The sequence below is a fragment of the Parvibaculum sp. genome (assembly GCF_049672805.1).
Taxonomy (GTDB): Bacteria; Pseudomonadota; Alphaproteobacteria; order Parvibaculales; family Parvibaculaceae; genus Parvibaculum.
The window spans coordinates 1-4,186 of the sequence record NZ_JBATWS010000478.1; the positions used below are offsets into that span (position 1 = coordinate 1).

General features: G+C 60.5%; 5 protein-coding genes. 2 read left to right on the forward strand and 3 right to left on the reverse strand.

What is annotated here, in order from left to right:
- Positions 1-336: AMP-binding enzyme (locus WBF74_RS14705; RefSeq protein ID WP_424441254.1), on the forward strand; the 336-nt coding region annotated here is incomplete at its 5' end.
- A 69-nt stretch (positions 337-405) separates the two neighbouring features.
- Positions 406-1,152 carry a DUF1499 domain-containing protein gene (locus WBF74_RS14710; RefSeq protein ID WP_424441256.1) on the forward strand — a complete coding sequence of 249 codons (747 nt, stop codon included), beginning with the start codon at positions 406-408 and terminating at the stop codon, positions 1,150-1,152.
- Between the two features lie 17 nt (positions 1,153-1,169).
- On the opposite strand, the gene WBF74_RS14715 is transcribed toward WBF74_RS14710, so the two are convergent.
- The 3 genes from WBF74_RS14715 to WBF74_RS14725 all read right to left on the reverse strand — a co-directional run.
- Positions 1,170-2,078 carry an MBL fold metallo-hydrolase gene (locus tag WBF74_RS14715; RefSeq protein WP_424441258.1) on the reverse strand — a complete coding sequence of 303 codons (909 nt, stop codon included), beginning with the start codon at positions 2,076-2,078 and terminating at the stop codon, positions 1,170-1,172.
- A gap of 65 nt (positions 2,079-2,143) precedes the next feature.
- Positions 2,144-2,635 carry a MarR family winged helix-turn-helix transcriptional regulator gene (locus WBF74_RS14720; protein ID WP_424441260.1) on the reverse strand — a complete coding sequence of 164 codons (492 nt, stop codon included), beginning with the start codon at positions 2,633-2,635 and terminating at the stop codon, positions 2,144-2,146.
- 163 nt (positions 2,636-2,798) lie between these two features.
- A partial coding sequence (locus WBF74_RS14725) for an acyl-CoA synthetase (RefSeq protein WP_424441262.1) occupies positions 2,799-4,186 on the reverse strand: 1,388 nt, incomplete at its 5' end.

Here is a 4,186-nt window from a genome sequence, read left to right on the forward strand (position 1 = left end):
GACGTGATCAAGTCCGGCGGCGAGTGGATTTCTTCCATCGAGATCGAGAACCTTGCCGTTGGCCACCCGAAGGTTGCCGAAGCAGCGGTGATCGGTGTTGCCCATCCGAAATGGGATGAGCGTCCGCTTCTCATCGTTGTGGCGAAGGAAGGCGAGACACCGACCAAGGACGAAATCCTGCGCTACATGGAAGGCAAGATCGCCAAATGGTGGATGCCGGATGATGTCGTCTTTGTGGACGAAATCCCGCACACGGCTACCGGCAAAATCCAGAAGCTGACGCTGCGCGAGCAGTTCAAGGATTACAAGCTGCCGACAGCCAACGCCGCCGAGTAGGAAGGCGCGCCGGGCAAGGCAACGAAAGGCTCCGCCAGCAAGGCGGAGGAAAACAGAAAGCAGGTCGCCATGAGCGCACGCAAATCACGTGTCGCCACAGTCGGGGTGTGGCTCGCTGTCCTTTCGCTTGTCGTGCTCGTCCTTTCCATTCTGGGCAACCGGATGGAATTGGTGCATTTCGGAATAGCGGTTCGGGGCATGGCGATCGCGGCGCTGGTTGGCGTTGCGGCCGCGCTTCTTTCCGCTGTCGGTCTTGTGCTGACATTGGTGACATCACGGCGCGGTGCGCGCATGGCGATGGCGGGGCTCGTTATCTCTCTGCTCGTCGCCGCGCCCGTGGTGCAGGCCATGCTGGTGGGTGCGAAGGTACCACGCATTCACGACATCACGACCGATATCGACAATCCGCCCGCTTTCAAGGCGGCCCTTCCGGTCCGGGGCGAAGGAGCCAACCCGCTTGATCGCACGGAGCCTGCGGATCTCGCGGAACAGCAGCGTGCCGCTTATCCCGACATTGTCACGCTGGAACTCAACCAGCATCCGGGAAAGGTTTTCGAAGCGGCTTTGCGCGCCGCGAAAGCTTCAGGCTGGGAGATTATCAGTGCGGATCCGGCAAGCGGCATGATTGAGGCTGTCGCGACAACACCCGTCATGGCCTTCAAGGATGATGTGGCAATCCGCATCACCGAAACGGAAACGGGGACGGCGGTTGACATGCGCTCTGTCTCGCGCGTCGGAATGAGCGATCTCGGCGCGAATGCAAACCGCATTCGCAGCTACTTCCACACGCTGAAAAACCATCTCGCGGATATGTAAGAGCGCAACTGCCGGTATCAGACGCGGCGATACTCCGCGCCGAGCGTCGGCTTGCCATCGACCCGCACAAGGCCGCGCGCAACCAGATGCTCCATATGGGCGAAGACGGAGCGCGCCGCAGCGGGGTAGAGGCGCTTGTCCACCGCCGCATACATGATCGGCACCATGTCCTGAATGCGCGTGCGCCCGGCTTCAAGCTGCGCGAGTATCTGTCGCTCTCGGTCCTCGCGATGCGCAATGAAGGCGCGCACAAAAGGTTTCGGGTCCTTGATCGCAGGCCCATGTGTCGGCCAGTAAATTTCGTCGTCGCGCTCCAGCAGCAAGCGGAGCGAGGCCATGTATTGCTCCATATTGCCGTCAGGCGGGCTTACCACGCTGGTGGACCAGCCCATGACGTGATCGCCGCTGAAAAGCGCCTTCTCTTCCTGCAGCGCAAAGCACATATGGTTTGAGGTATGGCCAGGCGTGTAAACGCATTCCACCGTCCAGCCATCGCCTTCGATAATGTCGCCATGCCGCACTTCCACATCCGGCACGAACTCCATATCGCCATCTTCCTCGACCTGCACATCGTCTGAGGCATGCTTCTGGCCTGCGCCATGTGGCCCGAAAGCATAAGTCTGCGCGCCGGTCAGCGCCTTGAGCGGCTTCGCGGCGGGAGAGTGGTCGCTATGCGTATGGGTGATGAGGATGTGGCTTACGGTCTCGCCTTCAAGCGCCCGCAGCAGCGCTTCCACATGCGCGCCGATCATCGGGCCGGGATCGACCACCGCCACTTCGCCGTGACCGATGATATAGGTGCCCGTTCCCATATAGGTGAAGGCAGACGGATTTTCCGCTACGACCCGGCGGATCAGCGGCGAAACCTCGTCGCAGGCGCCATAGTCAAACTTGATGTCGCGCACATATGGAATTTCTACAGCCATGGGGCCTCCCGTTTCGGCGCAGAGTGGACTGTCCCGAACGTAACTGCAATGCCCTGTCGGCTGTGTCAGCTCGCCTTGCGGAGCGGTATCGGGCGCGAGCGGGTGCCGCCCTGCGCCATGCGGCTGAGATTGCTGCGCATCCGCACCAGCATGTCGATGAAGTTGCTGCGTTCCTCATCGGTGAAGCCTGCATAGGCTTGATCGAGAATCTCGTCGCCCGCTTCCCACATCTGGTCGAGAAGCGGCTGCGCCTTTTCGGTGAGGAAAAGCTGCTGCGCGCGCCGGTCATTGGGATCGGGATGGCGCTTCACCACGCCCAGCGCGACCAGCTTGTCGATCAGCCGTGCCACCGTGATCGGTTGCACCTCGAGAAGGTCTGCAAGTCCCACCTGATTAAGCCCCTGATGGCGGGAAAGCTGCGCAAGCGCGCCCCATTGCGCCTGTGTGAGTCCGCTGACGCGCTCGGTGAAGGCGGCCTTCATGAAGCGGGAATTGTCACGGAGCAGAAAGCCCGTGCTGCGGTCGGGGTTCTGGGTGCTGCGCGTACTGGAAGCCATCGAGTGATCCGGCAGGTTGCTGTGTAAGCCATCTAATAAGCAAGGCTTATTGTATCGATCTGCCCTTACGCTGCGCAAGCGCGGCATAACCATAGAAAACATAGGGAAAAATGCGAGAAAGGGCGGGAGAACCCGCCCTTTCAATTGTCCGCTCGAACTCCAGTCAGATGCGGCGGCCCGCCTGTTCCCAATAGGGTTCGCGGAGCTTCCGCTTGAAAATCTTGCCGGAATCCTCGCGCGGCAGATCGGTACGGAACTCTACCGTCTTCGGCACCTTGTACCCGGCAATGCGACTCCGCAGGAAGCTTCTCACATCATTGGCAGTAAGCGTCACGCCCGGTTGCGTCTGAACAACAGCGCAGAGAGATTCGCCAAATTCCTCATCCGGTATGCCGAAGACCGCACAATCGGCGACGCCCGGCATCTTGTGCAACTCTGCCTCGATCTCGGCGGGGTAGATGTTCACGCCGCCCGAGATGACCATGTCCTTGGCGCGGTCGCAGAGATAAAGAAAGCCCTCATCATCAAGATAGCCGATATCGCCAAGCGCGATCAGGCCTGCCTTCTCGGCGCGGCGGCGCTTTTCATCATCGCCGTGATAGGTGAAGTCAGGAATGATGGGGGTGCGGCACACGACTTCGCCCGTTGCGCCACGCTCAAGCTCTTTCCCGTTCTCATCCAGCACCATCACCTTCGCACCCTCAATGGCGCGGCCAACGGTGCCCGGGTGGGCGAGCGCTTCTTCCGAATTACAGAAGACGACCGCGCCTGTTTCCGTGCCGCCGTAATATTCGTTGATGACCGGACCCCACCACTCAATCATCGCCTGCTTTACATGCACGGGGCAGGGCGCTGCGGCATGAACGACAAAACGCAGCGATGTGAGGTCGTATTTCTTCTTCACATCTTCCGGCAGTTTCAGCAGCCGCGTGAACATGGTCGGCACCATATGGAGATGCGTGACCTTGTGCTTCTCGATGAGCTGCAACAATTCTTCCGGATCAAAGCGCGGCTGGAGAATGGCATTCGCTCCGACGCGGAAGGCATAAAGCCCATAGGCATTGGGCGCGGAGTGATACATCGGTCCCGTTATCACGGTGGTCATTTCATGCGGCGCGCCATAGGCATCGTTGAAGCCCATCACATGCCCGATGATGCGCGCCCAGGCAGCGGCCTGTTCTGCAGTCGGCGCATTGCGGCGCACGCCCTTCGGGTGGCCGGTTGTGCCGGATGTGTAGATCATGGAGCCGGGCGGCTCGGTCGGACCAGCCTCGATGGGCGAGAACTGCGACAGCCACGCATTCCACTCGGCAGTGCCTTCCGGCAGGGCCGCATCGGCAGGCGAGATGCCATAGGCGGACACAATTTCGGGCGGCGTTGGCACCACAAAGACCGGGACATCTTTCGGGATCGCCTTTTCGATGCCGCGATAGAGATCGGCATGAATGACAATCGCCTTCGCGCCGGAATTCTCGAAAATGTAGCGAGCTTCCTCGGTGGAGTTGTGCCAGTTCACCGGCGTCGAATAGGCGCCGACCAGACCCGCCGCGA